At 33.5% G+C, this 24,001-nt stretch carries 38 protein-coding genes and 2 tRNA genes; 36 read left to right on the forward strand and 4 right to left on the reverse strand.

Annotation, left to right across the window (positions count from 1 at the left end; all coding sequences use genetic code 11):
• Window positions 1-29: 29 nt before the first annotated feature.
• On the reverse strand, window positions 30-497 hold the full coding sequence (locus ONG78_RS03485; protein WP_010407187.1) for a hypothetical protein: 468 nt from the start codon (window positions 495-497) through the stop codon (window positions 30-32).
• A 132-nt stretch (window positions 498-629) separates the two neighbouring features.
• The gene (locus ONG78_RS03490; RefSeq protein WP_264374618.1) at window positions 630-1,346 is read right to left on the reverse strand and encodes an SDR family NAD(P)-dependent oxidoreductase; all 717 of its coding nucleotides are present in this window, start codon (window positions 1,344-1,346) and stop codon (window positions 630-632) included.
• Between the two features lie 202 nt (window positions 1,347-1,548).
• Here ONG78_RS03490 and carA point away from each other — a divergent pair, with 202 nt between their 5' ends.
• From carA to ONG78_RS03670, 36 genes are all read left to right on the forward strand, one after another.
• Window positions 1,549-2,637, forward strand: a complete 1,089-nt coding sequence (gene carA / locus ONG78_RS03495; RefSeq protein ID WP_010407192.1) for a glutamine-hydrolyzing carbamoyl-phosphate synthase small subunit — start codon at window positions 1,549-1,551, stop codon at window positions 2,635-2,637.
• 109 nt (window positions 2,638-2,746) lie between these two features.
• Window positions 2,747-2,828: transfer RNA gene (locus ONG78_RS03500), tRNA-Tyr, on the forward strand.
• 4 nt (window positions 2,829-2,832) lie between these two features.
• A tRNA-Gly gene (locus ONG78_RS03505) sits at window positions 2,833-2,903 on the forward strand.
• 77 nt (window positions 2,904-2,980) lie between these two features.
• On the forward strand, window positions 2,981-4,153 hold the full coding sequence (gene tuf / locus ONG78_RS03510) for an elongation factor Tu (RefSeq protein ID WP_264374619.1): 1,173 nt from the start codon (window positions 2,981-2,983) through the stop codon (window positions 4,151-4,153).
• 14 nt (window positions 4,154-4,167) lie between these two features.
• A complete protein-coding gene (gene rpsJ / locus ONG78_RS03515) occupies window positions 4,168-4,482 on the forward strand; it encodes a 30S ribosomal protein S10 (protein ID WP_264378063.1) in 315 nt (104 codons plus the stop codon).
• A 16-nt stretch (window positions 4,483-4,498) separates the two neighbouring features.
• Complete coding sequence (gene rplC, locus ONG78_RS03520; protein WP_264377676.1) at window positions 4,499-5,221, forward strand: 50S ribosomal protein L3; 723 nt, start codon at window positions 4,499-4,501, stop codon at window positions 5,219-5,221.
• Window positions 5,222-5,223: 2 nt separating this feature from the next.
• On the forward strand, window positions 5,224-5,838 hold the full coding sequence (gene rplD, locus ONG78_RS03525; protein WP_264377677.1) for a 50S ribosomal protein L4: 615 nt from the start codon (window positions 5,224-5,226) through the stop codon (window positions 5,836-5,838).
• Window positions 5,835-6,122, forward strand: coding sequence for a 50S ribosomal protein L23 (locus tag ONG78_RS03530; RefSeq protein ID WP_264377678.1), 288 nt, complete (start codon window positions 5,835-5,837; stop codon window positions 6,120-6,122). Before rplD ends, ONG78_RS03530 begins: the two co-directional genes overlap by 4 nt.
• A gap of 1 nt (window position 6,123) precedes the next feature.
• Window positions 6,124-6,948: a 50S ribosomal protein L2 gene (gene rplB / locus ONG78_RS03535; RefSeq protein ID WP_264374623.1), complete on the forward strand. Its 825-nt coding sequence runs from the start codon at window positions 6,124-6,126 to the stop codon at window positions 6,946-6,948.
• A gap of 3 nt (window positions 6,949-6,951) precedes the next feature.
• The gene (gene rpsS / locus ONG78_RS03540) at window positions 6,952-7,236 is read left to right on the forward strand and encodes a 30S ribosomal protein S19 (protein ID WP_264377679.1); all 285 of its coding nucleotides are present in this window, start codon (window positions 6,952-6,954) and stop codon (window positions 7,234-7,236) included.
• A gap of 9 nt (window positions 7,237-7,245) precedes the next feature.
• On the forward strand, window positions 7,246-7,596 hold the full coding sequence (gene rplV / locus ONG78_RS03545) for a 50S ribosomal protein L22 (protein ID WP_264374625.1): 351 nt from the start codon (window positions 7,246-7,248) through the stop codon (window positions 7,594-7,596).
• Window positions 7,597-7,635: 39 nt separating this feature from the next.
• Entirely contained in the window at window positions 7,636-8,256 is a 621-nt protein-coding gene (rpsC, locus tag ONG78_RS03550) for a 30S ribosomal protein S3 (protein WP_264374626.1), read from the forward strand.
• 11 nt (window positions 8,257-8,267) lie between these two features.
• Entirely contained in the window at window positions 8,268-8,681 is a 414-nt protein-coding gene (gene rplP / locus ONG78_RS03555; RefSeq protein ID WP_006012233.1) for a 50S ribosomal protein L16, read from the forward strand.
• Window positions 8,682-8,692: 11 nt separating this feature from the next.
• A complete protein-coding gene (gene rpmC, locus ONG78_RS03560) occupies window positions 8,693-8,896 on the forward strand; it encodes a 50S ribosomal protein L29 (RefSeq protein ID WP_264374627.1) in 204 nt (67 codons plus the stop codon).
• The gene (gene rpsQ, locus ONG78_RS03565; RefSeq protein ID WP_264374628.1) at window positions 8,889-9,119 is read left to right on the forward strand and encodes a 30S ribosomal protein S17; all 231 of its coding nucleotides are present in this window, start codon (window positions 8,889-8,891) and stop codon (window positions 9,117-9,119) included. Before rpmC ends, rpsQ begins: the two co-directional genes overlap by 8 nt.
• A gap of 18 nt (window positions 9,120-9,137) precedes the next feature.
• Window positions 9,138-9,497, forward strand: coding sequence for a 50S ribosomal protein L14 (gene rplN, locus ONG78_RS03570; protein ID WP_007302542.1), 360 nt, complete (start codon window positions 9,138-9,140; stop codon window positions 9,495-9,497).
• Window positions 9,497-9,811: a 50S ribosomal protein L24 gene (gene rplX, locus ONG78_RS03575; RefSeq protein ID WP_405197776.1), complete on the forward strand. Its 315-nt coding sequence runs from the start codon at window positions 9,497-9,499 to the stop codon at window positions 9,809-9,811. Before rplN ends, rplX begins: the two co-directional genes overlap by 1 nt.
• Before the next feature lie 6 nt (window positions 9,812-9,817).
• Complete coding sequence (gene rplE, locus ONG78_RS03580) at window positions 9,818-10,354, forward strand: 50S ribosomal protein L5 (RefSeq protein WP_264374629.1); 537 nt, start codon at window positions 9,818-9,820, stop codon at window positions 10,352-10,354.
• 12 nt (window positions 10,355-10,366) lie between these two features.
• Window positions 10,367-10,675 carry a 30S ribosomal protein S14 gene (gene rpsN / locus ONG78_RS03585; RefSeq protein WP_264374630.1) on the forward strand — a complete coding sequence of 103 codons (309 nt, stop codon included), beginning with the start codon at window positions 10,367-10,369 and terminating at the stop codon, window positions 10,673-10,675.
• A 22-nt stretch (window positions 10,676-10,697) separates the two neighbouring features.
• Window positions 10,698-11,093, forward strand: coding sequence for a 30S ribosomal protein S8 (gene rpsH, locus ONG78_RS03590; protein WP_264374631.1), 396 nt, complete (start codon window positions 10,698-10,700; stop codon window positions 11,091-11,093).
• A 16-nt stretch (window positions 11,094-11,109) separates the two neighbouring features.
• The gene (rplF, locus tag ONG78_RS03595; RefSeq protein WP_264374632.1) at window positions 11,110-11,655 is read left to right on the forward strand and encodes a 50S ribosomal protein L6; all 546 of its coding nucleotides are present in this window, start codon (window positions 11,110-11,112) and stop codon (window positions 11,653-11,655) included.
• 5 nt (window positions 11,656-11,660) lie between these two features.
• Window positions 11,661-12,032 carry a 50S ribosomal protein L18 gene (gene rplR / locus ONG78_RS03600; RefSeq protein ID WP_264377680.1) on the forward strand — a complete coding sequence of 124 codons (372 nt, stop codon included), beginning with the start codon at window positions 11,661-11,663 and terminating at the stop codon, window positions 12,030-12,032.
• Window positions 12,033-12,044: 12 nt separating this feature from the next.
• Window positions 12,045-12,557: a 30S ribosomal protein S5 gene (gene rpsE, locus ONG78_RS03605; protein ID WP_264377681.1), complete on the forward strand. Its 513-nt coding sequence runs from the start codon at window positions 12,045-12,047 to the stop codon at window positions 12,555-12,557.
• Between the two features lie 3 nt (window positions 12,558-12,560).
• Window positions 12,561-13,031: a 50S ribosomal protein L15 gene (gene rplO, locus ONG78_RS03610; RefSeq protein WP_006012263.1), complete on the forward strand. Its 471-nt coding sequence runs from the start codon at window positions 12,561-12,563 to the stop codon at window positions 13,029-13,031.
• A gap of 3 nt (window positions 13,032-13,034) precedes the next feature.
• Window positions 13,035-14,363 carry a preprotein translocase subunit SecY gene (secY, locus tag ONG78_RS03615; protein WP_010404717.1) on the forward strand — a complete coding sequence of 443 codons (1,329 nt, stop codon included), beginning with the start codon at window positions 13,035-13,037 and terminating at the stop codon, window positions 14,361-14,363.
• Complete coding sequence (locus ONG78_RS03620; protein WP_264377682.1) at window positions 14,360-15,001, forward strand: adenylate kinase family protein; 642 nt, start codon at window positions 14,360-14,362, stop codon at window positions 14,999-15,001. The genes secY and ONG78_RS03620 overlap by 4 nt, the downstream gene beginning before the upstream one ends.
• Window positions 15,002-15,060: 59 nt before the next feature.
• Complete coding sequence (rpsM, locus tag ONG78_RS03625) at window positions 15,061-15,429, forward strand: 30S ribosomal protein S13 (protein WP_010404723.1); 369 nt, start codon at window positions 15,061-15,063, stop codon at window positions 15,427-15,429.
• Window positions 15,430-15,453: 24 nt separating this feature from the next.
• The gene (rpsK, locus tag ONG78_RS03630) at window positions 15,454-15,840 is read left to right on the forward strand and encodes a 30S ribosomal protein S11 (protein WP_264377683.1); all 387 of its coding nucleotides are present in this window, start codon (window positions 15,454-15,456) and stop codon (window positions 15,838-15,840) included.
• Between the two features lie 20 nt (window positions 15,841-15,860).
• The gene (locus tag ONG78_RS03635) at window positions 15,861-16,928 is read left to right on the forward strand and encodes a DNA-directed RNA polymerase subunit alpha (protein ID WP_264375913.1); all 1,068 of its coding nucleotides are present in this window, start codon (window positions 15,861-15,863) and stop codon (window positions 16,926-16,928) included.
• Between the two features lie 7 nt (window positions 16,929-16,935).
• On the forward strand, window positions 16,936-17,364 hold the full coding sequence (rplQ, locus tag ONG78_RS03640; RefSeq protein WP_010404731.1) for a 50S ribosomal protein L17: 429 nt from the start codon (window positions 16,936-16,938) through the stop codon (window positions 17,362-17,364).
• An 11-nt stretch (window positions 17,365-17,375) separates the two neighbouring features.
• A complete protein-coding gene (locus ONG78_RS03645; protein ID WP_010404733.1) occupies window positions 17,376-17,729 on the forward strand; it encodes a YraN family protein in 354 nt (117 codons plus the stop codon).
• A 38-nt stretch (window positions 17,730-17,767) separates the two neighbouring features.
• Window positions 17,768-18,316, forward strand: a complete 549-nt coding sequence (atpH, locus tag ONG78_RS03650) for an ATP synthase F1 subunit delta (protein ID WP_264377684.1) — start codon at window positions 17,768-17,770, stop codon at window positions 18,314-18,316.
• Entirely contained in the window at window positions 18,313-19,854 is a 1,542-nt protein-coding gene (atpA, locus tag ONG78_RS03655) for a F0F1 ATP synthase subunit alpha (RefSeq protein ID WP_264377685.1), read from the forward strand. Before atpH ends, atpA begins: the two co-directional genes overlap by 4 nt.
• Before the next feature lie 9 nt (window positions 19,855-19,863).
• Window positions 19,864-20,358, forward strand: coding sequence for a transcription elongation factor GreA (gene greA, locus ONG78_RS03660; RefSeq protein ID WP_007302559.1), 495 nt, complete (start codon window positions 19,864-19,866; stop codon window positions 20,356-20,358).
• Window positions 20,359-20,361: 3 nt separating this feature from the next.
• On the forward strand, window positions 20,362-21,006 hold the full coding sequence (ribB, locus tag ONG78_RS03665) for a 3,4-dihydroxy-2-butanone-4-phosphate synthase (protein WP_007302560.1): 645 nt from the start codon (window positions 20,362-20,364) through the stop codon (window positions 21,004-21,006).
• A gap of 71 nt (window positions 21,007-21,077) precedes the next feature.
• Window positions 21,078-22,367, forward strand: coding sequence for a M48 family metalloprotease (locus ONG78_RS03670; RefSeq protein WP_264374638.1), 1,290 nt, complete (start codon window positions 21,078-21,080; stop codon window positions 22,365-22,367).
• Window positions 22,368-22,369: 2 nt separating this feature from the next.
• On the opposite strand, the gene ONG78_RS03675 is transcribed toward ONG78_RS03670, so the two are convergent.
• Window positions 22,370-22,705, reverse strand: a complete 336-nt coding sequence (locus ONG78_RS03675) for a TrbC/VirB2 family protein (RefSeq protein WP_264374639.1) — start codon at window positions 22,703-22,705, stop codon at window positions 22,370-22,372.
• 93 nt (window positions 22,706-22,798) lie between these two features.
• On the reverse strand, window positions 22,799-23,533 hold the full coding sequence (fabG, locus tag ONG78_RS03680; protein ID WP_264374640.1) for a 3-oxoacyl-[acyl-carrier-protein] reductase: 735 nt from the start codon (window positions 23,531-23,533) through the stop codon (window positions 22,799-22,801).
• Window positions 23,534-24,001: the final 468 nt, after the last annotated feature.

The following is a 24,001-nucleotide window of genomic DNA, read 5'->3' on the forward strand; positions in this document are numbered from 1 at the left end:
CATGCATCTAAAAATTTATAAACAAAAGATTACACTTCACAACTTTGTGATGGAATAAGTTTTTCAATGCTGTTGACGCAAAACTCAGTTGTATTATTAGCTATTTCATCGAATTTATCATTTATATCCTTACCTATTTTTTCATCTTTAATATATTCATACAGAGCTAAAATAGCTATAGTTGAACATATTGCGATGAAACCAACTTTTGCTGTAATAAGTAATGATATCCCACCTGCAAGTATGGACACTGCTCCAATAGCTAGGTTTATAATTTTATTTTGTGTTGATTGATTCTCTTTATCCTCTAAAACGTTTGATATTGCTTTTGAGGCAATTTTTATTGCTATTGCTGTAGTTGAGATTATAACAAACATCATAGCTATTTTTGCTAAGAGAAAAATTGATGGTAGCATTATTACAAGAAACAGTGAAGCACCTCCTATAAATAACCATTTCTCATTTATTTTTTTAGACTGATCTGTATTATTAGGCATTGCAACCCTCCACTTTCATTAACAGTTTATTCATATAATATGAAACATGCGATAGTCAAGATGTTTTTGTGTGGAGAAGCTTGCGATTGAGTTTTGAAGAGCTTTAGCTTTACAAGATGGTAGATTTGGTGATTATCGTAAGATTCTTGCAGTCATTTTAGTGGGAAGAATTTGTAAAATATTAAAAAATAACCGCCAGAAAATTGGAAACGCTATAACTTTCTTTCCTTTAAATATACTTTTTAAAATATATGCTGCAGCTTTTTCTGGCTCCCATATGAAGGGAAGTGGTTTATTAGACTTAAACATATCTGTTTTTACTGGCCCTGGCATTATGGTGATAAACTTTGTGCTACTGTTAGCATATTGGATTTTTAGTGATTGAAAACAACTTTTTAGTGCTGCTTTGCTGGCACAGTATGCAGAAGCATGTGGTGTTGCATGCATAGCAACAAGAGAAGATATAACCGCAAAAGTTGCCAAGGAATTATGATGAATCCATTCTTCAATCCAGTTGATAACGCCAAAATAATTGGTTTCAAATGTTTTTCTATGAATGTTGGTATGAAACTTATCTTCTATTTCGCCACATCCTGCATTAAGAAAAAAGAGATTTGGTATAATATTTTGCTTTTTTAAAAAATCAGACGAGTTTTTAATATTTTCACTTTTGCTTACATCACATGTTATAGGTAAAAAATTACTACCTAATTCTTCTTTTAATTTTTCCAGTTTTTCAGTGCGCCTTGCAATGCCAACCACAAACCATCCATCTTTAATGAGCAACCGTGCTAGACTTTCTCCAATGCCAGATGATGCTCCTGTAATGAGACAAGTTTTTCTATCCATGTGAATTTACATAACGTGAAGTATGAATGTAATGACTATTGCCTATTCACACAAGTTAAGTTTGCTATAATTTTGCTAAATAATAAAAAAAGAAAGCTACTTATAATTTTGAATTTTATATAAACTTAAAGGGAAGTTTAGTATTTGCTTACTTGTAATTTAAAATTCTTATATAATATTTTAAATGAGTTGAGAGAATTAAATGCAGGATGCAGCTTTAGTTTTACAAGATGGCAAGTGCTTTTTGGGAAAATCGGTAGGTAAAAGAGGCAAATGTATAGGTGAAGTTTGTTTTACCACTGGTATGACAGGTTATCAGCATACTATAACAGATCCTTCTTTTGCTGATCAAATAATAGCGTTCACTTTTCCTCATATTGGTAATGTTGGAATAAATCACAAAGATAATGAAGGAGAAAAAGTTTTTGCAAGTGGTGTGGTTATGCGTGAACTTTCTCCTATGTCTCACTCTTCTTCATATATTAGTTTAAATGATTGGTTGGAGAAAAATAATGTAGTTGGGATATCGGGAATTGATACTAGAGCTTTGACGAGATATTTGAGAAAACATGGATCTCAAAATGGAATGATATGTCCGTCAAGTGAGGCACATATATTAGATGAATTGAAGAAATACAAATCTGTAAATGGAATAGAAATAACTAAGAAAGTCAGTTTAAGTAATAACTTTCAAAGCGCTCTTAATGCAAAATATAGGATTGTAATTGTTGATTTCGGTATAAAAAATAGTATAATCTCACGCTTAGTAGAACTTGATTGTACGGTTGAATTAGTCAAACCAGATACAGGTTTTGCTCACAAAATATTAAGCATGAATCCAGATGGTATAGTGCTTTCAAATGGCCCTGGTGATCCACAAGAGATAGGAGAGAGTGTAATTTCAGAAATAGAAATTATTGTGAAATCTAAAATACCAGTTTTTGGCATATGCCTGGGCCATCAATTACTTGCAGTTACTTTGGGAGCAAAGACTGTCAAGATGGATATTGGTCATCGAGGGAGTAATCATCCAGTTTATGATCTGGAGAGTAAAAAAGTTGAGATAACTAGCCAAAATCATGGTTTTGTTGTTGATTCAGCTTCTCTTCCAAGTAACGTTGAAGTTACTCATATTTCTCTATTTGATAATAGTGTAGAGGGGATAATGATGAAGGATTACCCAGTCTTTTCTACTCAATACCATCCAGAAGAAGCGCCAGGTACACATGATTCACATTACTTGTTTGGGCGTTTTATTGACAATATTTTGTTATATAAAAGTAAAATCTAACTGAAATCAGTTAGATTAGCTTTTATTACTTGATCTTTTGGATTTGGATGTTTAATATTAGGAATAATAAAACTTAAGTTAAGGTAGTGTTCTCTTAACAGATTTTTGTGGAGGAGTGACCGAGTGGTTAAAGGTAACAGACTGTAAATCTGTCCGCATTGCGTACGTAGGTTCGAATCCTACCTCCTCCATTGTGCGGGTATAGCTCAATGGTAGAGCTCTAGCCTTCCAAGCTAGTGACGTGGGTTCGATTCCCACTATCCGCTCTTTTTTTGTTGTATTTATATAAAATCAACATATTATTTGTTGATGTATTTGTATTTTAGGTAGAAGAGTTAAAATTATGACAGCGATAGTAGAAGCATTTGGAAAGCCGCATGTAAACGTGGGAACGATAGGACATGTGGATCATGGGAAGACAACGTTAACAGCGGCGATAACAAAGCATTATGGTAATTTTGTAGCATATGATCAAATAGATAAAGCGCCAGAAGAAAGAAAGAGAGGGATAACAATAGCAACAGCGCATGTTGAATATCAAACAGAAAAGAGACACTATGCACACGTTGATTGCCCTGGACATGCTGATTATGTAAAGAATATGATAGTAGGTGCAGCACAGATGGATGCAGCGATATTGGTAGTCTCAGGGGTTGATGGGCCGATGCCACAAACGAGAGAGCATATATTGCTGGCAAAACAGGTGGGTGTTGGATATATCGTGGTATATATAAATAAAGCTGATGTTGCTGATGCTGATATGATAGATTTGGTGGAAATGGAAGTGAGAGAGTTGCTGAGTAAGTATAAATTTCCAGGTGATGAAGTGCCTGTGATAGTTGGGTCTGCGTTAAAAGCATTAGAGGATGATAGTAGTGAGTATGGAAAGAAATCAATAGATAAATTGATGGAGAAGTTAGATGAGTATGTGGTAGCACCTGAAAGGCCTATAGATTTGCCGTTTTTATTGCCAATAGAAGATGTATTTTCAATATCGGGCCGAGGAACGGTAGTAACAGGAAGAATAGAGAAGGGGGAGATAAAGACAGGGGATGAGATAGAGATAATAGGTCTGAAAGCGACGCAAAAGACGATATGTACTGGTGTTGAGATGTTTAAGAAGTTGCTAGATAAGGGAAGTGCAGGACTCAATGTGGGAATACTACTAAGAGGAACAAAGAGAGAAGAAGTGGAGAGAGGGCAAGTATTGGCAAAACCAGGGACAATAACCCCGCATAAGAAATTTAATGCGGAGGTGTATATATTGAAGAAAGAAGAAGGAGGAAGGCATACACCATTTTTTGGAAATTATCAGCCACAGTTTTATTTAAGGACAACGGATGTAACTGGGAGCATAAAATTGCTAGATGGAAAGGAGATGGTAATGCCAGGGGACAATGTAAGTATAGAAGTGGAGTTGAAAGTACCAATAGCAATGGATAAAGGATTACGTTTTGCGATAAGAGAAGGTGGTAGAACTGTTGGTTCTGGCGTTGTTTCGGAAATTTTAGAATGAGTATAATAACTAAGATGAAGCAAGATATATATATTAAAATCAAAGCTTTCGATTGTTCCTTGCTGGAAAAGTGTATTCGCGAGTTTATTGATCAATTAAAGCAGTTTAATGCAGATTTATCTGGTCCGATTGCGTTGCCAAGAAAAGATTCTAAATTTACTGTTAATAGGTCTCCTCATGTTGATAAAAAATCTCGTGAGCAATTTGAAATGAGAATTTCCAAGCGGTTAATTATTGTACATAATCCTACTCCTACTATGATGCAGATGCTTGCAGATTTATCTTTTTCTGCTGGTGTAGAAGTGGATTTAAAGGTTAAGGAAGGTTAATATTTAGGAAAAGAAAATGAAGAGAATAAATTCGCTTAGGAGAATTGGTTTGTTAATGATGAATGTTGGCCATACTGCTATGTATTTTGATAATAGTCGCATGGCTGTAACCCTATTGCATCTCAGCGAAACTTATATTATCGATATAAAAGGACAAGATGAATGTGGCTACAATTCAGTCATTTTAGGCACGGGGGATTTAAAAAAAATAGCAAAACCTCAGTTGGAATATTTAAAGAAAAAGGGTATAAATAGTAAATGTAAATTATACGAAAGTAGATTAACTGATCTATTCGGAATAGAATGTGGTAAAAAGGTGGGGGTTAATCATTTTGTAGTTGGTCAATATCTTGACATTACGGGTTATTCTTTAGGTAAAGGGTTTGCTGGTGTGATGAAGCGGCATAACTTCAGTGGGCTTAGGGCATCTCATGGTGTTTCTATTGCTCATAGATCACAAGGTTCTACTGGTCAATGTCAAGATCCTGGTAGAGTATTCAAGGGGAAGAAAATGGCTGGTCATTTAGGTAATAGCAGAGTAACTGTACAGAATATGAAAATATTATCCATTGATTATGAAAATAGCATAATTGCTGTAAAGGGTAATAATGTTCCTGGGTTTAAAAACTCTTATGTTTTTGTGAGAGATGCAGTTAAAAAGCCTTTACATAAAGATGTTCCTTTTCCAGCAGGTCTGCTGTTGAATATGAGTGATGATGCTAATAATTTGGTGAGTTAGTTATGGAATGTGAATTAGTTGATCTATCTAATAATAATGTAGGTAGTGTTGAGCTTAATCCCTTGATATTTTCTGCCAAGCAAAAATTGAGTATTTTGCATGATATAGTGAGATGGCAATTAGCAAAGAGAAGAGTTGGTGCTCATAAAACAAAGGGTATCAGTAATGTTTCTGGTACAACAGCTAAGCCGTATGGTCAAAAACGTACCGGTAGGGCGAGACAGGGGAGCTTGCGATCTCCTCAGTTTAGAGGTGGTGGAATTATTTTTGGTCCTGTTGTGAGGAGTCATGCTTATTCTCTTAATAAAAAAGTACGTAAATTTGGTTTGAAAATTGCTTTATCTCTAAAATATTTAAATAATCAAGTTATTGTTCTTGATAGTTTAGATGTTGATGTGAAGAAAACATCTAAAATGTGTGAATATATTAAAAATTTTAAATTTTCTTCTTTTTTAATAGTTGGTGATTATGGAGATGATTTGTTACGTGCTGCTAAAAATTTGCATTATGTAGATTTAATCAAACCTATTGGGTTAAATGTTTTTGATATATTGAATCATGAATGCGTGATGTTAACAAAAGACACTTTAAAGCATCTTGAAGGTAGATTGTTATGATTAAATATAATAATATAATAAAATCTCCTGTAATCACAGAAAAGGCTTCTCTTTTAAGAGAGAAGTTTAATAAATACTCTTTGTATGTTTCTGTAAATGTAAATAAGCGTCAAATAAAATCGGCAATAGAGTCTTTATTTAATGTCAGAACTTCTTCTATAAATGTTATTAGAGTTAAACCTAAATATAGACGTTTCAGGGGTGTGATTGGTTGTAAAAAACAGAGAAAAAAGGTTTATTTTTCTTTGATAGATGGTCAAAAATTAGATATAATGAGCGTTTAATATGGGTATGAAATTTTTTAATCCTGTTACTCCGTCTTCTCGTGGGACTATATTAATAAGTAAAATTGGTTTATCAAAAGATAAGCCAGAGAAGTCTCTTGTATTTGGTAAGAAATCCAGTGGTGGAAGAAATAATCATGGTAGAATTACAACTCGTCACAGGGGTGGTGGTCACAAGAAGAAGTATAGAGTTATAGATTTTAAACGTAATAGAAGTGATCAAGGTATAGTTGAGAAAATAGAGTATGATCCAAATAGAAGTGGGTTTTTAGCATTAATATCATATAAGGAAGATGATATTAAATCTTATATATTAGCTCCTCAAGGTATGAAGCCTGGTGATGTTGTGACAGCTGGAGATGATGCTGATATTCTGCCAGGTAATTGTTTGTTGTTGAAATATATACCTGTTGGTTCTTTTGTTCATAACGTTGAATTGAAGCCAGGTGGTGGTGCTGTAATTGCTAGAGCTGCGGGTTGTTGTGCACAAATTGTTGGTCGTGATGGTCAGTATGTTTTATTGCGGCTTAGATCTGGTCAAGTTAGGTTGATTTTATCTTCTTGTAAAGCTACTATTGGTGTAGTGTCTAATCTTGATCATAAGAATAGAAAGTTGGGTAAGGCTGGGAGAAGTAGGTGGCTTGGAATTAGACCTGCTGTGCGTGGAGTTGCAATGAATCCGATTGATCACCCTCATGGAGGTGGAGAGGGAAAAACTTCTGGCGGTCGTCATCCTGTTACTCCTTGGGGTGTTGCAACAAAAGGAAAGAAAACTAGGAAAAAAAATAAATCTAGTGATAAGTATATAAAAAAATTGAAAGGTTAATTTATGAGTAGATCTGTATGGAAACCACCTTTTTTACATCCATCTGTACTAAGATTAGTTCAGAGGGCTTCAAAAGAGGATTCTATTAATAAGGTGATAAAAATTCATTCCAGGGCTTCTGTAATTCTTCCTAATTTTTTGGGTTTAAAGTTTGCTGTTTATAATGGTAAAGATTACATTCCTGTTAGTGTTGATAATCAGAATATGATAGGTCATAAATTTGGTGAATTTTCACCTACTCGTAAATTTACTGGGCACGGTGGTGATAAAAAGGCAACAAGAAGATAGGTAATTGATATGAAAAATAGGGATATAATAGTTGAGGCTGGTTCTAGGGTTTTAAGATCGACTCCTCGCAAATTGAATTTGGTTGCTGATTTAGTACGTAATAAAAAAGTTTCTTTTGCTAATGTACAATTAAGATTTTGTGAAAAAAAAGCTGCTAGTTTTATAATGAAGGTGTTGAATTCTGCAATTGCTAATGCTCAAAATAATTATGGATTGAACATTGATAATTTATATATAAAGGAAATTTTAATAGGTAAGTCCCTTACTTTGCGTAGAGTATATCCAAAAGCTATGGGTAGGGCTAATAGAATGAGTAAATTTTATAGTAATATTACTATAAAATTGAAAGAAATTGTATGATTTATAGAAATGGAAAGTTAATAGGGAAAGTGTAAAAATATGGGACAGAAGGTTAATCCTAAAGTATTTAGATTACGAGTAAATAGTAATACCTGGGATTCTGTTTGGTTTGCTACAGACGATTATAAACAGAAATTGCATCACGATCTATTTATTCGCAGTTATATAAATGAATCCTTTAAGCATGCTGGTATTTCTAAAGTAATTGTAGAGCGTAAAGTTAATTTAGTGTCTGTAATAATACATTCTTCTAAGCCTGGAGTTATAATAGGTAAGAAAGGTTTAGATGTTGAGAAGATAAAGCAAAAAATAGCTAAAAAAGTAGAAAGTAGTGTCGAAGTGAATGTAGTAGGAGTTAAAAAGTCTGAAATAGATGCAGTTTTAATATCAAGGAGTATTACACATCAGCTAGAAAAAAGGATTTCATGTAGAAGAGCGATGAAAAAAGCTATTCAAAATTGTTTGAAGATGGGTGCTGAGGGTATTAAAGTAAGTTGCTCTGGGCGTCTTGGCGGAGCTGAAATAGCTCGTACTGAATGGTACAAAGAAGGTCGTTTGCCTTTACACACTTTGCGTGCTAATATAGATTATGCTTTTTGTGAAGCGAAGACTATATGTGGTATTATAGGAGTTAAAGTTTGGGTTTATGTTGGTAGTTAAGGTATATTGAAATGTTTGTTCCCAAAAAGAGTAAATATAAAAAGGTATTTAAGGGGAGAATCAAGGGTAATGCTAAGGGTGGTAGCACGCTGTCTTTTGGAGATTATGGATTAAAAGCTATGGAAGTAGGTAAGGTTCAGTCTAAGCATATTGAAACTGCAAGGCGCGTAATATCTAGAACGTTAAAACGCTCTGGTAAAGTGTGGATAAGAATTTTTCCTGATACCCCGGTTAGTAAAAAGCCGGCAGATGTACGTATGGGTAAAGGGAAAGGTAGTGTTGAATTTTGGGTGTTTAAAGCTAAGCCTGGCAGGGTTTTGTTTGAAATTAGCAGTGATGTTCCCATGCATTTAGCAAGGTTGGCACTTGAAAAGGCGACTGCCAAGCTTCCTATGAAGTGTAAATTTATATCTAATCATAATTGAATGGAGTTGCAATGGATATAGTTGAAATTGAATCAAAATCTTCAAAAGAATTGCATGAAGTTCTTGTGAGTTTTAGGAAAGAATTTGTTAATTTGGCTTTTCAAAAAAAGCTGGGCCAGTGCAACAATTTTTCGCGTTTTAGCTTAATAAGAAAGAGCATAGCTCGTAGTCTAACTGTATTAAATAGAAGAAAGAGAGAGGGGAAAAATGCCTAAGAAGGTTTTTTGTGGTGTCGTAACTAATGCTGAGTCTGATAAGACTGTAAAGGTTTCGGTGTTACAAGTGTATAAGGATAGGCTGTATAAAAAAGTTATTAAAAAATACAAGAAGTATACAGCACATGATGAGAATAATAGTTGCAAAAAGGGAGATAGGGTTTTAATAAAGGAACATAAGCCTATTTCTGTTACTAAAAAATGGGTTGTTATCAATAGCTAAAAAGGAATAGGTATTTATATGATTCAAAAAAATACATTGTTAGAAGTAGCTGATAATTCTGGTGCGCGTGCAGTGCTTTGTATTGGCTTGTTAGGTGGTAGGAAATCTGCATCTGTAGGTGATACGATTATTATATCTACTAAGTCCATTAACCCAAAAGGTAAAGTTGAAAAAGGAAAAGTGTATAAAGCAGTTGTTGTTAGAGTAAAAAATAGTGTTAAGAAATCTGATGGTTCTGTAATTCGTTTTTCTAGCAATGCTGTGGTTTTAATTAATGATCAAGGTGAACCACTTGGCACTCGGGTGTTTGGTCCAGTAAAAAAGTTATTATCTGGTTCTTTTATGAAAATAATGTCATTAGCTGATGAGGTTTTATAATGAGTGCTAAAATAAAAAGTGGTGATGATATTATAGTTTTAACTGGTAAAGATAAGAGAAAAATTGGTAAGGTAATCAAAGTTATAATACGTGATGCTAAAAAGAAAGTAGTTGTTTCTGGCGTAAATGTGTGTAAGAGACATACTAAACCAAGAGCTGGTGGTGGTGGTATATTGAATAAAGAGTTAGCTATTGATGTATCCAATGTTGCAATATTGGATCCTAAGTGTAAAACTCCAACTAAAGTAGGATTTAAGATTATAGATGGTAGAAAAGTGCGTTTTGCAAAAGTTTCTGGAGAAGTGATAGATTAGGTTGATATGTTTAAACAATTGTATAAAGATAATATAGTAAAATCCTTAAAGGATAAGTTTAATTACGGCAATGTAATGCAAGTGCCTAAACTTGTCAAGGTGTGTATCAATATGGGCGTTGGAGATGCTGCTACGGACAATAAAGCGATAAATGAGCCATTTGATAATCTACATTTGATTGCTGGGCAAAAGCCTGTGTTAACCTTTGCAAAAAAATCTATTTCTGGTTTCAAAATTAGAAAAGGTGCAACTGTAGGTTGTAAAGTGACTTTGCGTAGAAATAAAATGTATGAATTCTTAGAAAGATTAATATATATTGCTTTGCCAAGGGAAAAAGATTTTAGAGGGTTTAGTGTGAAGCAATTTGATGGTCATGGTAATTTTTCCCTTGGTATCAAGGAGCATATATCATTTTTAGAAATAGACTATGATAAAATAAGTAAAATTAGAGGTATGGATATTAATATTATAACAAGTGCAGTTAGTGATAAGGAAGCAAAGGAATTATTACTGGCTCTTAAATTCCCTTTTTTTGATAATTGAGAGAAAATATATATGGCAAAAAAATCCATGATACAGAAGAATCTTCGTAGAATAAAGTTATGCGATCAGTATAGTAAGAGAAGGGAAGAATTAAAATCTATAATGAATAATAAGGATTTATCTATTGCAAAAAGGTTTGCAGCTCAAAGTAAGCTGATTAAAAAATTGCCTAGAGATTCTTCTAAAATCAGAATTAGGAATAGATGCGCTTTAACTGGTAGGCCGAGAGGAGTATATAGAAAATTTGGTTTATGTAGGATTGTTTTACGTGATTTGTGTTCTTTTGGACAAGTTCCAGGGGTTACAAAATCTAGTTGGTAAATGTGATATAAGGAGTGTAATAGTGTCGTTATCTGATGGTATTGGTGATTTTTTAACAAGAATACGTAATGCTCAATTGGCAATGCATAGGGAAACAAGAGTCCTATTCTCTAAAGTGAATTCTTCTATATTGAAGATCTTAAAAGAGGAAGGGTATATTCTTAATTATGAAAAGCAAGAGAGAGGTAGTATCCCTTCGCTTGTTGTGCAGTTGAAGTATTATGATAAATCACCTGTGATTAATGATATAGCTAGGGTATCAAAGCCCGGTTGTCGTTATTATTCTAAGTGTAAGGACATTTCTAAAGCATATAATGGTCTTGGAATTTTTATTATATCTACACCGAAAGGAGTGATGACCGATTATAATGCACGTAGATTAAAAGTTGGTGGAGAAGTTTTGTGTCGTGTATTTTAAATGATAGGAGAAATGTATGTCTCGTATAGGTGCCGCACCTATCAATATTCCTGCTGATCTTTCAGTTGAATATAATGATGGTAGGGTATTAATAAGAAGTGTTAGGGCAGAAAAAGAGCTGAACTTGTGTAGTGGCATTCTGTGTCAGATAGTTGATAATCAATTGTTACTTTCTGTTGATCAAGGCAGGGATGATTATGATAAAATAAAATCTATATGGGGCACTTATAGAAGTAATATTAATAACATGATTAACGGTATGGTTAATGATTTTTCTGTTGATCTTGAGATTAATGGTGTGGGGTATAAAGCAGAATGTGATGATAAGTATTTGACTTTATATCTTGGTTATAGTCATAATATTAAGTATAAAGTGCCTAAAGACGTTGAGATTAAGTGTATAAAGCCAACTCATTTAGTGATTCGCGGTATGGATAAGCAAAAAGTCTATATGGTGGCTTCTGATATATGCAAAATTAGAAAATATGATCCTTATAAAGGTAAGGGTATTGTAATAAAAGGCAAATTTATGCTGCGTAAGATTGTAAATAAAAAGAAGTAATTAAAATGAAAAGATTGTATAATTTTTTAAGTAGCTATGAAAAAAGGAAACTTCGTAATAGAGCGAAGCTCGATAAGAGCGCTGGACGTTTACGTATATCCGTATTTAAGTCTAATAAACATTTTTACGTTCAGTTGATTAACGATGCAAAAGGAATAACCCTAGCTTCTGCTTCTACTTTGGATGATAAAATTAGGAATGTATGTAAAGGTAGGGTCAATGCTGAAACTATAAAACAGGTTTCTTCTTTAGTGATTGAGCGTCTGCCTAGTACAAAATTGCAGCAGCGGTTCGTCTTTGATCGGGGAGCATATAAGTATACAGGATTGATTTCTCAATTTGCTGAGGCTTTAAGAAGCTCTGGATTTAAATTTTAGAAGGTTTTAAATATGGCTGTAAAGAATTTACAAAATAATAATGATTTATCAGAACTTTTGGTTTCAGTGCGAAGGGTAACAACGGTTACTAAAGGTGGTAGAAGATTTTCATTTTCAACTTTGGTTGTTGTTGGTGATGGTAAGGGTAGGGTAGGATGTGGAATAGGTAAACACGCAGAGGTTGCTGAAGCAAGAGTGAAAGCTGTAAATGCTGCAAAGAAGTCGATGATTAGGGTGCACTTACGTGAAGGTAGAACTTTACATCATGATATTAAAGCTAAATTTTGTTCTGGTGAGATAGTTTTAAGAGCTGCAAGAACTGGAACAGGTATTATTGCTGGTGGAGCAATGAGGTCGGTTTTTGAGGTATTAGGTATAAAGGATGTGGTAGCTAAGTCTACTAGATCAAATGATCCCCATAATATTATATGTGCAGTATTTAAGGCTTTTGATGTTATGTTATCTCCTCGCCAAGTGGCAAGTAAGAGGGGTAAAAAGATTAGTGAGATAGTTGGAAATAGGTAAAGTATGAATGATGCTGTAAAATTAAATTCTGTGTTTACCAAATTATCTAAGAAAAAGAAGCCTAAATTATTAGGTAGAGGTATTGGTTGTGGTAAAGGTAAAACATCCGGTAGGGGTCATAAAGGGCAAAAAGCGAGAAGTGGCGTTTCTATAAATGGTTTTGAAGGTGGACAGCAGTCTATATATACTCGTTTACCTAAAAGAGGTTTTAAGCCTATACGCAAAAACTTATACTCTATATTTAATGTTGGTGATGTACAGTGCTTAATGGAAGCTAAAAAAATAGTCAAGGATTCTATCATAGATAAGGAGCTACTGCATAAATTAGGTTTTATCAGATCTGTTAAAAGTAAAATCAAACTTCTTAATAAGGGTAAATTAAGCGAAAAATTTGTGTTTCATGTTGATTTTGCATCAGAAGCTGCAAAAAGATCTGTAGCTTCAGTTGGTGGTAGTGTAGAAATACTATCGTAAATCATGAGCAGTAAATTTGCATTTAATAGTTTGGATTCTACGTTGTTATATAAAAGTGATTTACTAAAGCGTATATTTTTTACGCTAATGGCTTTAGTTTGTTATCGTTTAGGTACTTATGTTCCTATTCCTGGAGTTAATCTTGATATAATCAATGATATATTTCCAAAAGAGAGTTCTGGTGTTTTTGGAGTATTTAATTTATTTTCTGGTGGCGCTTTAGCTAGAATGACGATCTTGGCGTTAAACGTTATGCCATACATAGTTGCATCCATAGTTATGCAATTATTATCTTCTGCCGTTAAAGGAATCAATGAAATTAAAAATGAAGGAGAGTTAGGACGTCGAAAGATGAACTCTTATATACGCTATATGACTATAGTGTTTTGTATCTTTCAATCAATTACGATCTTAATAGGGTTAGAAAGAATGAATAGGGAAGGGGTATTAGTTGTAGTTGAACCTGGTATTATGTTTCGTACTATAGGTGTCTTTAGCCTTTTAGGTGGAACTATATTTTTAATATGGCTTGGTGAGCGGATCAGTGTGAGCGGTATAGGCAATGGTATCTCATTAATCATTTTTACTGGCATAACATCTGAATTACATAATGCTTTATCATCTCTGCTAACATTAAATAAAAATGGTAGTATGTCGTTTTTCATTACCCTTTTTGTTATAGCATTGTTTTTTTTACTGCTCCTTTTAGTCATTTTTACAGAATCTTCTTATAGAAAGGTAATTGTTCAATATCCCAAAAAACAGTTTAAAAAATTACATAATGATGATTTTACTTACATTCCATTGAAGATCAATTTATCTGGTGTAATACCAACTATTTTTGCTAACGCAATTCTATTAACGCCTATTTCAATTGCAAATTTCTATAAAGGTCATGCCATTGCTGATTTTATTTTAAACTACTTTATGGCAAATAAAGTGATGTACATTATAACTTACTTAATACTCATAGTACTTTTTAATTTTTTCTATACCAATTTTATATTTAATCCAGAGGAAAATGCTGATTTTCTTAGGAAAAATGGTGGTTTTATTCCTGGTAGAGGGCCTGGAAAACATACTTCTGATTATCTTCAAGATATAGTTTTTAAATTAACATTTATTGGGTCTGCGTATTTGGTGGTAATATGTACTATACCTGAAATTATGAGGTATCATTATGATATACCATTTATTTTTGGTGGGACGAGCTTGCTGATTATAGTTAACGTTATTACTGATACTATTATGCAAGTACAATCTTATGTTTTTTCAAATAGGTACGATAGTTGGATAAAGAAATATGAGTCTAAAACAAGGAGACTAAAGTGATTATTACAATTTTTGGTCCTCCTGGCTCTGGTAAGGGTACTCAGTCCAGTTTGTTAATAGCAAAGTATAATTTTAAATTAGTTTCAGTAGGAGATTTATTAAGGAATATTATATCTAGTGGGAGTAAATTAGGTAAAGGAATAAAGGATACTGTTGAATCTGGTAATTTAATTCAAGATGAAGTTATATGTAAATTATTGTGTGACCAGCTTGCATTAATAGATGGTGATTTTTTGTTAGATGGTTTTCCAAGAAATTTAAATCAAGCTCATTTTTTAACTCAAGTTTTGCAAAAAAGATGCAATAGGGATGTTGATCTTGTAATTGAGTTGCAGCTTGACGATAATATTGCAATTGATAGATTAAAAGATCGTCTTACTTGTTTGGATTGTAAAAGTATATATAGTATATCTTCTTTTAAGAATACTACTTGTGCTAAATGTAAAAGTACGAGATTGGAGAAGAGAATTGATGATGCTAATATGCTTGCAATTAATAAGAGGATAAGAGAATATCATTCTCAGATAAAGGGTTTGCGCGAGTATTATAAGGACAAGTTGTTAACAATTAACGCTAATTTGAGTGTTGATAGAGTAATGCAAGAGATTGAAAGTAAAATTTCTTGTAATTTGATTTGACTATAAGTTGTTTTATGGTATAAATTAAGAGTTATTATTAATAAAGTATCGAGGTATCAGTGGCACGTATTGCAGGCATAAATGTTCCGGTGAAGAAGTGTATTCCTTTTGCATTAACTTATATACATGGTATAGGTATTACTACTGCGAATATAATTTGTCGTAGCTGTAAAATTGATGAGCGTAAGCGTGTTTCAGAATTACAAGATGAAGATATAGAGAAAATTAGTAGTTTTATTAGGCAAAAATATGTCATAGAGGGTGAGCTCAGAAAAAAAGTGGCTATGGATATAAAATCTTTAATAGAAATCGGTTGCTATAGAGGATTAAGGCATAGAAAAGGTTTGCCTGTGAGGGGACAAAGAACCCATACTAATGCTAAAACTCGTAAAGGCAGATCTAAATTGCCTATTGCTGGAAAAAAATAAAATTTGTTATTATCGTGAGTTTTTATGAAAAAAGTTAAAACGGTTGGTAAGAATAGAAAAAGTTCTATTACTGGTATTGTCCATATTCGTGCAACTTTTAATAATACTTTTGTAAATGTGACTGATGTTTGTGGTAATACGCTTTACCAGACTTCTGTTGGTGCATGTGGTTTTTCTGGTTCGAGAAAATCCACACCTTATGCTGCAGGTAAGGTTGCCGATTCTGCTGCGAAGAAAGTAATAGAGAGATTTGGTATGAAGGTTGTTTCTGTAATAATTCGTGGTCCTGGTTTTGGTGCAGAAGCTGCAGTTAAAGCACTTAGGAATTGTGGATTGACTGTCACTTCAATTGCAGATAAAACGGCGATACCTCATAATGGGTGTAGACTAAGGAAAAAAAGAAGAGTATAGGATATTTGGAAGGTTTTTGTATGTATTATAGTGATAATGTCTCTTTCTGTGGAAATTTAGATAGATTAACTAAGCCTAATGCGATTAAGGTAATATCAGGTGATTCAAGTAAAAAAGGTGATATAGTTCTAGAACCTTTGGAAAGTGGTTTTGCTTTAACGTTGGGTCATGCATTAAGGCGTGTAATGTTGTCTTCTCTTCGCGGTAGTGCTGTTTATGGAATAAAAATTGAAGGCGTGAATCATGAATTTACTTCGATCCAAGGAGTTAGGGAAGACATAACTGATATAGCATTAAATATGGGCATGTTGAGATGTAAGCTAAATAACACGTCTAATAAGTGCTTAAATTTGAGCGCTAAAGGGCCTTGTCAAGTATTAGCTGGAATGATAGAAACTGATGACCAATGCTCTATTGTTAATAAAGATTTGGTGATATGTACACTAGGTCAAGATGTGGAGCTTAACATTACTATATATGTTGCTAGCGGAAAAGGTTATCTTCCTGTAAATAAATATAAAGAAAATGAATTTTTAAAGCTTATGAATGAACAAGATTTAATTGGTTTCATTCCAGTTAATGCTTTATATAGTCCTGTCGAGAGGGTTTCGTATAGAGTAGAGAATAGTCGTGTTGGTCAAGTTACTGATAAAGATAAGCTAATATTGTCAATTGAAACTGATGGTACAATCTCTCCAAGTCAAGCTGTTGACTATGCTGCAAGAATATTACAGGAGCAATTTCAGCCTTTTATTAGTTCTGATATGAGTTATAAAAAATCGCAGGTTTCTTTGTCTAGTGGTGCTAAAGATTTGGGCTATGATCCTGTTCTATTGCGTAAAGTAGATGAAATGGAATTATCTGTTAGATCTCATAACTGTCTGAAAAATGAAAATATCACTTATATAGGTGATCTTGTGCAAAAGACGGAAGTTGAAATGTTAAGAACTGCTAATTTTGGCCGAAAGTCTTTGAATGAAATCAAGGCAATTTTAAATAATTCAGGTTTGTCTTTGGGTATGAATATACCAAATTGGCCTCCTAAGGATATAGATGAACTGGCTAAACAACATACTGATGAGGATTAGGTAGTATATGAAACATGGAATAAAGAAAAATAAACTGTCTCGTTGTACCGAGCATAGGTTATCAATGTTAAAGAATCTATCTATCTCATTAATTAATCATGAGCAGATTGTAACTACTTTACCAAAGGCTAAAGCACTTCGTCCATATGTGGAAAAGTTTATTACAATTGCTAAGAATAACGATTCTTTACATGGTAGAAGGCTTTTGCTTTCACGTCTTCATAATAGTAAGTTAGTAGTTGATAAATTATTAAGCGTTCTAGCTAATCGTTATCAAGACCGTAAAGGTGGATATTCTAGAATAATAAAATTTGGTACTCGAAAGGGTGATTGCGCTCCAATGGCAGTGATAGAGCTAGTTGATAGAGATATTTCAGCAAAAGGTGAGATTTATAGTAAAAATAAAAAAGGAAGCAAAGTAGTTACACAAAGCTAATTATTCTTTTTATGGTAAGTAGGTTACGCTATTTTGTAGGTTACTTTGGAGAATTGTTAGTTTCGATATATTTAAAGCTGAAATTCTATAATGTTATAAAACGTCGCTTCCGTTGTAAGTTGGGTGAAATTGACTTAATTGTATCTAAAAAAAGGGAGCTGATTTTTATAGAAGTTAAAACAAGTTTATTTGGAAAAGAAGTACCGATATCTCATTTTCAGTGTCAGTCTATTATAAATTCTTCTAAATATTTCTTAAGTAAAAATCTTGATTTTTTAGATTATTCAGTCAGATATGATTTATGTTTTCTTTCCTTAAGGAGAAGACCTATTTATATAAAAAATGCTTGGATTGAACAATGGTAGCTAAAATAATTTAGATTTACTAGAACAGGTAATTGAATATGAAAAACAATAATTTAGTTTCATCTTATGCTAGAGCACTGTTTCATGTTTCAGGAAGCAGATTAGGTATTATAAGAAAAGAAGTAGAATTTTTGTTAGCTTTTTTTAAAGATCAAGATGTTTTTGTGTATCTATCTCATCCTATGGTTTCTCTTTTGCACAAAAAAGAAGCGATACTTTCTATAAAGGAGAACTTGAGTGAAAACTTAGTCAAATTTATTATGGTTACACTTGCAAACAAGCGCTCCCGTTTATTAATCCTTATATTAGAAAAATTCTTAAATCTTGTAAGGGAAAGTGAAAATGAATTGGAAATTACTATAAAATCAGCAGAGATTTTAAAGAAACCTGATATAAAAATAATTACTGAATCTTTGAACTTTCTTGGTAAAATAATAAAAGTCAGTCATGTGGTTGATCCTTCTATACTAGGTGGCTTTGTAGTTAGGTATGGTTTTAACTTGATTGATGCTTCGCTTAAGAGTTATTTGGATAGATTGGTTGATTTGAGTAAAGTGGAAATGTTGAAAATAAGGAATTGTATATGAAGAATAGCATAAATGCCTCTGAAGTAGTAAACATAATAAAAGAGAAGGTTGAGACATTTGATAATCCTATAAAACGAGAAAATATAGGTGAAGTAATTTCAGTAACGGATGGTATCACATTGGTCTATGGGCTGGAAAAAGCAAAGTTTGGTGAAAAGGTATCTTTTGCAAGCGGTGTAGAAGGAATAGTTCTTGATTTAGATCATGATACAGCTGGAATAGTTGTGCTTGGCAATGACCGTGATGTAAAAGAAGGGGACGTTGTAAAATGTAGTGGTGATGTTGTACAGGTGCCTGTAGGTCATGAATTATTAGGGAGAGTTGTAAATGCATTAGGCGATCCTATAGACGATGGCGGAGAAATTAGAGCCAAGAACAAAATGTATATAGAATCTAAAGCGCCAGGTATTATTGACCGTAAATCTGTGCATGAACCTCTGCAGACAGGAATTAAAATTATAGATTTGTTGATTCCTATAGGTAGAGGGCAACGTGAATTAATTATTGGCGATAGACAAATTGGTAAAACCACTATTGCGATTGATACTATTATCAATCAGAAGAAGATTAATGATGAGGTAAACGAAAATCAAAAAATTTACTGTGTTTATGTTGCTATTGGACAAAAAATTTCGACAGTAGCAAAAGTGGTGAATAAGCTAAAAGAAAGTGGAGCATTAGAGTATACAACCGTAGTTGTGGCTAGCGCATCTGACTGCGCGCCTATGCAATTTTTAGCACCTTATACCGGTTGCACTATTGGAGAATTTTTCCGTGATAATGGAATGCATTGCTTGGTGGTATATGATGATTTATCTAAGCATGCTGTGGCATATAGGCAGATGTCCTTATTGCTCAGACGTCCTCCTGGTCGTGAAGCTTATCCTGGAGATATATTCTATGTACACTCTCGCTTGCTTGAAAGAGCTGCCAAAATGTCTGATGAAAAAGGACAGGGATCTTTGACTGCTTTGCCGATTATTGAGACTCAGGCTGGCGATGTATCTGCATATGTTCCAACTAATGTGATTTCAATTACCGATGGACAAATTTTTCTTGAGTCTGAATTGTTTCACAAAGGATTTCGCCCTGCAGTGAATATAGGTTTATCGGTTTCTCGGGTTGGCTCTGCTGCACAATTGAAATCTGTGAAAAAAGTTGCTGGTTCTATAAAGCTGAGTTTGGCCCAATATAGAGAACTGGAAGACTTTGCTAAATTTGGTTCTGATCTTGATGCTACTGTTCAATTGTCCTTAAACAAAGGTAAATACCTTATTGAATTATTAAAGCAAAAACAGTATTCACCTATGCAAATAGAAGAGCAAGTATTGCTTATGTATATCTTTTCTAATCTGTATGGTCAATTAAATAAGGTACAGGTGAGCAACATCAATAGGTTCGAGTGTGATCTTATCAATTATTTTCAAACTGTTCACCCTAGAGTTTTAAAAAAGTTGTCAGGTGACATGAATGATGATATAAAAGATGATATTCTTGGTATTGTGAGTGATTTTGTCACTCAATTTAATTGCGTTTAGGCGGTGATTATGACTTCATCCATTGTTAACAAGTTTCCTATTACAAGGGAAGGTTTTGAGAGTATGCAAGTCGAACTTGAGAAATTAAAGGAAGAAAAACCTTCTATCATACAGGCTATTTCTGATGCTCGTGATCAAGGCGATTTATCTGAAAATGCAGAATATCATGCAGCACGGGAAAGATTAAGTTTTATTGAAGGCCGCATAATTGAGGTAGAGAGTAAACTTTCACATGCAGAAGTGATAGAAGTAAAAAATTTGTCTGGTGATACAGTAATGTTTGGTGCAACTGTTACGGTAAGCATGCTCGGTGATGATAACAGTGAAATAGAATATGTTTATAAGATTGTAGGTGGGTATGAAGCTGATGCTTCAAAGCAGTTGATCTCTACGGATTCACCACTCGGTAGTGCTTTAATTGGCAAAAAAGTTGGTGAGTATGTGGAAGTGATAGTGCCAAATGGAGAGAAATTGTATAAAATAGTTAAGATTGAGTTTAAGTAAATCATGGTACAAGTAACTTATCCTTCAATTAGTCTACCCGGTATTTCTTCTGTGGAAGATGTATTGAGGGATGCTAGTTCTGGTAAATTATTCATTTTAGTTGACGATGAAAACAGAGAGAATGAAGGTGATCTGATTGTATTAGCTGAGAAATTAGAGCCAGAACATGTGGCTTTTATGGTTAGATACGGTACAGGGATTGTTTGTTTAGCAATGACTAAAGTTCACATGAAAAGGTTAGGCCTTAGTTTCATGGAAAAAAAAAATGTTGGTGAAAATCATACTGCTTTTACTACATCAATTGATGCACGTTATGGTATTACTACGGGTGTTTCAGCTGAGGATAGAACAAAAACTATACATGTTGCTATTGATAAAAATAGAACTCAGGATGACATTATAACTCCCGGTCATATTTTTCCTGTGATTGCACATGAGGGTGGAGTAGAGCAACGTGCTGGTCATACTGAAGCAAGTGTTGAGATAGCTAAGTTAGTGGGATGTAATCATTCTGCAGTTATTTGTGAATTAGTGAATGATGATGGCTCTATGATGCGCTTACCCCAGTTGCTTGAATTTGCTGAACAACATAATATTAAGTTAACTACCATTGATAAACTTATCAGTTACGTTCAAAATTTAAACTAGCGTTTATAGATTCGTATAGTTTAAGTGTTAAAATACAAAATTCCTCAAAGTTATACAAACAAGGAATTTCCATGTCTAAGCTTTTTGTTTTACTATTTTTTTTCGTATACTGTAATAGCGCTTACTCTGTTAGTATTATTAGAGATAGTGAAGTGGAAGCGGTAGTTAAGGATCTAGCGCAACCTTTATTTTCTGCTGCGGGTATTGATAATGATAAAATAAAAGTTTTTATAGTTGATGATAGATCGATTAATGCTTTTGTAATTAACAATAATAGCATTTTCATTCATTTAGGGCTTTTACAATATTCGACTGAACCTTATGTCTTACTTGGTATATTAGCACATGAAATTGCTCATATATCTGCTGGTCATGTATTACAAATGAGTAGTGCTGTAGGTTATTTTCAATCAATAGCAATGATTAGTTATATGGTAGGATTAGTTTCTAGTATTGTCATTAACCCTCAGGTTGCGAGTGCAATCTTGCTTAGTGGTGTAACGCTTAGTTCAAGGTTGTTTTTTAACTATTCTCAAGAGCAAGAGAGTGTAGCAGATAGCTATGCTTTAAGATACCTAGATGAATCTGGCTATGATAATTTGGGTATGAAAGAGATTTTTGACTATTTTAAGAGTATTGAGCATGAAAACACTGAAGAGTATTTCCGCACTCACCCACTTAGTGATAAGCGTATATTTGCTGTACAGAATTATAAGGTTAAAAACAATATAAAACCAATCCTTGCAGATAAATTGCTGAAGTTTGAGCGTATGGTTGCAAAGCTAGACTCTTTCTTTGCTCCTATTCATGTGTTATCTAATAAATATGAAGGTAGTTCTAAGTATGTAAATGCTGTAATTCACTATAGGCAAGGAAAGATAGAAGAGGCTATTACTAAAGTTAATTCATTGATTCAAGAGTCACGCAATGATCCTTATTTATATGAATTAAAAGCGGAGATGTTATACAAAGCTGGAAATTTAAGTGAAGCAATAAAAATGTATGAAGAATCACTTAGATATTTATCTGAGAAGAATAACTATTTAGTGAAACTTGCGTTATCTCATACTTTATTATTACACGGTGAAATAGAGAAGGCAATTTTTTACCTAGAGCAGGTTGCAAACGTAGAAACAAATAACGCCTTTGTCTGGAAGTATTTAAGTATTGCATATAAACGTAGCGCTGATATGGCAATGTATTATTTTGCTTTGACGAAAAAGGCTTGTATTGAAGGTAATTTAGAGAAATTTATGAAATACGCCGATTTAGCTGTTAAAAGCTTACCAAAAGATAGCTCTTACTTGCTACAAATTGAAGATATGAAACAACAATACACACAAAAACACGCTTACTTTTAGGATTATTTTCCACACTTATCCAACATATCTTTTACTTCAGTACTTATATTGGGTATAATTTTCATTATAATCGTTTTGGCGCCAAAAAATACACCACAAAACATACCTAAGGCAAAGAGAGCTGGCCATGGCATTCTACCAAATATTGCAAGCAAAGCTGCACCTATTATGACTACAGTCATAAGTGGTCCGCCTATTCCCCAAACGTAACCAATAATGTTGCATATTACTTGGGCAGTTGTATCTTCTATGTCGCTAGCAGCACTTGCGTAATCTGAAAAAGAGAGAAACAGCACTATACATAAAGCATTAAAAAATTTTTTTATTATATAGCTCATTCTTTTGCCTCCAAGTAATAAACTAGTGTGAATCTAAATTTATATATATTTATTTTAAGGTAAAACTCATAGTTTGTCCATAAATAAGTGTTGCTACATAAATAGCCCACCATTGATGTTAAGCACATGCCCCGTTATATATCTTGCTTCGTCGCTTGCTAAAAACAATACCCCTGCTGCTATTTCTTCTCCTGTTCCCATTCTTTTCATTGGAATATTATCTAATATTTTTTCTTTTTGTTTTTCATTTAAAACTTCAGTCATCTTAGTATCTATAAACCCAGGAGCAATGCAATTTACTGTTACACCGCGACTTGCAACTTCTTTTGCTATAGATTTGCTCATAGCTATTATTCCAGCTTTTGATGCTGCATAATTTACTTGCCCGGCATTTCCTGTCAATCCTACTATTGAGGAAATATTTATGATTCTTCCCCAGTTGTTTTTAATTAATTTTCTGCATGCTTCTCTATTTAGTTTAAATGTAGAGTTCAAATTAATATCAATTACCTTTTGCCATGCTTCATCTGTCATTCTCAACAATAAGCTGTCTTGTGTAATTCCTGCATTGCATATGAGTCCATCAAAGCCTTTCATCAACTCACTTGCTTTATTTATTAGTTGATTTACCTCTTCAGGATTTGATAAGTCGCAAGGAAGTACGTGAATGTTTTTTTCATATTTTTTAGCAACTTCTTCGAGTACTTCTTTTTTTGTACTAGAAATACATAAAGTTGCTCTGGCCTTATGCATAATTTCTACAATTGCTTGCCCTATCCCGCCTGATGCACCAGTAATCAGAAATTTCCTGTCTTCTAATCCGAACATGATAATTTTTATATTATCCCAGCTCTTAACAGAATATTAAAAGACTTGCAATAGATTTTTTTCATAACTTTCATTTAATAGAAGCTTCTTGACAAATCTTGTGTTTATTGGCGAAATTATGGCGGCTGCATGCCTTTTTTTATTTTTTTCTATTCAGCCTAAACACGCTTCGTTTAAGCGTTAGCACATTATCAATTACAGTAATAAAATCAGCACCATGTGGATTCTTTTGCCTTTTTTTTGATTGGTAAATTTCTTAACACTTATAGCTAAAGTAATTTAAGAGAGCCAGCGCGTGACTAGTTCTTATTACTTGATCAGTCTTCTGGATCCCAGTACTGGAATGACAGGAGTGTGAGATAAGGCTACATTCATACTCCAACAGGTATGACATCATAGAGGTCATTGAGATGACAGACTTGAATGACAATAGGGACACTAGAATGAAAGGAAAAGAGGCTATTTAAT

The sequence above is a fragment of the Wolbachia endosymbiont (group B) of Philonthus cognatus genome, assembly GCF_947179345.1.
Lineage (GTDB): Bacteria > Pseudomonadota > Alphaproteobacteria > Rickettsiales > Anaplasmataceae > Wolbachia.

Coding starts and splice junctions, on each gene's coding strand:
- ONG78_RS03485 (WP_010407187.1), bottom strand. CDS start 497: ATGCCTAATAATACAGATCAGTCTAAAAAAATAAATGAGAAATGGTTA.
- ONG78_RS03645 (WP_010404733.1), top strand. CDS start 17,376: ATGGTAAGTAGGTTACGCTATTTTGTAGGTTACTTTGGAGAATTGTTA.
- ribB (WP_007302560.1), top strand. CDS start 20,362: ATGGTACAAGTAACTTATCCTTCAATTAGTCTACCCGGTATTTCTTCT.
- rpsN (WP_264374630.1), top strand. CDS start 10,367: ATGGCAAAAAAATCCATGATACAGAAGAATCTTCGTAGAATAAAGTTA.
- rplP (WP_006012233.1), top strand. CDS start 8,268: ATGTTTGTTCCCAAAAAGAGTAAATATAAAAAGGTATTTAAGGGGAGA.
- ONG78_RS03635 (WP_264375913.1), top strand. CDS start 15,861: ATGTATTATAGTGATAATGTCTCTTTCTGTGGAAATTTAGATAGATTA.
- ONG78_RS03490 (WP_264374618.1), bottom strand. CDS start 1,346: ATGGATAGAAAAACTTGTCTCATTACAGGAGCATCATCTGGCATTGGA.
- rpsE (WP_264377681.1), top strand. CDS start 12,045: ATGGCTGTAAAGAATTTACAAAATAATAATGATTTATCAGAACTTTTG.
- rpsS (WP_264377679.1), top strand. CDS start 6,952: ATGAGTAGATCTGTATGGAAACCACCTTTTTTACATCCATCTGTACTA.
- ONG78_RS03530 (WP_264377678.1), top strand. CDS start 5,835: ATGATTAAATATAATAATATAATAAAATCTCCTGTAATCACAGAAAAG.
- secY (WP_010404717.1), top strand. CDS start 13,035: ATGAGCAGTAAATTTGCATTTAATAGTTTGGATTCTACGTTGTTATAT.
- ONG78_RS03675 (WP_264374639.1), bottom strand. CDS start 22,705: ATGAGCTATATAATAAAAAAATTTTTTAATGCTTTATGTATAGTGCTG.
- rpsC (WP_264374626.1), top strand. CDS start 7,636: ATGGGACAGAAGGTTAATCCTAAAGTATTTAGATTACGAGTAAATAGT.
- rplF (WP_264374632.1), top strand. CDS start 11,110: ATGTCTCGTATAGGTGCCGCACCTATCAATATTCCTGCTGATCTTTCA.
- fabG (WP_264374640.1), bottom strand. CDS start 23,533: ATGTTCGGATTAGAAGACAGGAAATTTCTGATTACTGGTGCATCAGGC.
- rplN (WP_007302542.1), top strand. CDS start 9,138: ATGATTCAAAAAAATACATTGTTAGAAGTAGCTGATAATTCTGGTGCG.
- rpmC (WP_264374627.1), top strand. CDS start 8,693: ATGGATATAGTTGAAATTGAATCAAAATCTTCAAAAGAATTGCATGAA.
- rplV (WP_264374625.1), top strand. CDS start 7,246: ATGAAAAATAGGGATATAATAGTTGAGGCTGGTTCTAGGGTTTTAAGA.
- rplR (WP_264377680.1), top strand. CDS start 11,661: ATGAAAAGATTGTATAATTTTTTAAGTAGCTATGAAAAAAGGAAACTT.
- rpsJ (WP_264378063.1), top strand. CDS start 4,168: ATGAAGCAAGATATATATATTAAAATCAAAGCTTTCGATTGTTCCTTG.
- ONG78_RS03670 (WP_264374638.1), top strand. CDS start 21,078: ATGTCTAAGCTTTTTGTTTTACTATTTTTTTTCGTATACTGTAATAGC.
- rplE (WP_264374629.1), top strand. CDS start 9,818: ATGTTTAAACAATTGTATAAAGATAATATAGTAAAATCCTTAAAGGAT.
- carA (WP_010407192.1), top strand. CDS start 1,549: ATGCAGGATGCAGCTTTAGTTTTACAAGATGGCAAGTGCTTTTTGGGA.
- rplC (WP_264377676.1), top strand. CDS start 4,499: ATGAAGAGAATAAATTCGCTTAGGAGAATTGGTTTGTTAATGATGAAT.
- atpH (WP_264377684.1), top strand. CDS start 17,768: ATGAAAAACAATAATTTAGTTTCATCTTATGCTAGAGCACTGTTTCAT.
- rplD (WP_264377677.1), top strand. CDS start 5,224: ATGGAATGTGAATTAGTTGATCTATCTAATAATAATGTAGGTAGTGTT.
- atpA (WP_264377685.1), top strand. CDS start 18,313: ATGAAGAATAGCATAAATGCCTCTGAAGTAGTAAACATAATAAAAGAG.
- rpsQ (WP_264374628.1), top strand. CDS start 8,889: ATGCCTAAGAAGGTTTTTTGTGGTGTCGTAACTAATGCTGAGTCTGAT.
- greA (WP_007302559.1), top strand. CDS start 19,864: ATGACTTCATCCATTGTTAACAAGTTTCCTATTACAAGGGAAGGTTTT.
- tuf (WP_264374619.1), top strand. CDS start 2,981: ATGACAGCGATAGTAGAAGCATTTGGAAAGCCGCATGTAAACGTGGGA.
- rplO (WP_006012263.1), top strand. CDS start 12,561: ATGAATGATGCTGTAAAATTAAATTCTGTGTTTACCAAATTATCTAAG.
- rplX (WP_405197776.1), top strand. CDS start 9,497: ATGAGTGCTAAAATAAAAAGTGGTGATGATATTATAGTTTTAACTGGT.
- rplQ (WP_010404731.1), top strand. CDS start 16,936: ATGAAACATGGAATAAAGAAAAATAAACTGTCTCGTTGTACCGAGCAT.
- rplB (WP_264374623.1), top strand. CDS start 6,124: ATGGGTATGAAATTTTTTAATCCTGTTACTCCGTCTTCTCGTGGGACT.
- rpsK (WP_264377683.1), top strand. CDS start 15,454: ATGAAAAAAGTTAAAACGGTTGGTAAGAATAGAAAAAGTTCTATTACT.